1 protein-coding gene is annotated in these 382 nt (G+C 56.8%); it reads right to left on the reverse strand.

Features of this window, described 5'->3' with window-relative positions; genetic code table 11:
* A partial coding sequence (locus EN935_RS40540) for an aspartate/glutamate racemase family protein (protein WP_245489208.1) occupies nt 1-336 on the reverse strand: 336 nt, incomplete at its 3' end.
* Nucleotides 337-382: the final 46 nt, after the last annotated feature.

A 382-nucleotide genomic window follows, 5' to 3' on the forward strand; every position in this document is an offset into this window, starting at 1 on the left:
GTTGCAGGGTATCGCGATCAACGCCGCACCGCCTCGCTCAAGCAGCTTCACGCCTTCAATAAGGGCTGCAAGCGGTGACTGCCCGATGCCAAGGATGCCTGCACTGCGATCAGGCGTGCGAGAAGCCGAATAGACGAGCGTTGGGATGTGATCCTGATCGATACTCGCGGGTGTGGCAGAAATAACCTTTGCAAGGAAGTCGACAGTTGCAAGCGGACCCATTCCGCCGAGTATACCCAGTTTCGGATCCATGAACACCAACACCTGCCCGCCCTGCAAAATCAGCCTTCGGCCGGTGGTTCGGCCATGCGAATGCGGCAGATGGAGCAATTCCAAGCGTCACGGTCTAATCAGGAATGGGCCGGGGATTATTCCTATAATC

The organism is Mesorhizobium sp. M7D.F.Ca.US.004.03.1.1 (assembly GCF_003998635.1).
GTDB classification, from domain to species: domain Bacteria; phylum Pseudomonadota; class Alphaproteobacteria; order Rhizobiales; family Rhizobiaceae; genus Mesorhizobium; species Mesorhizobium loti.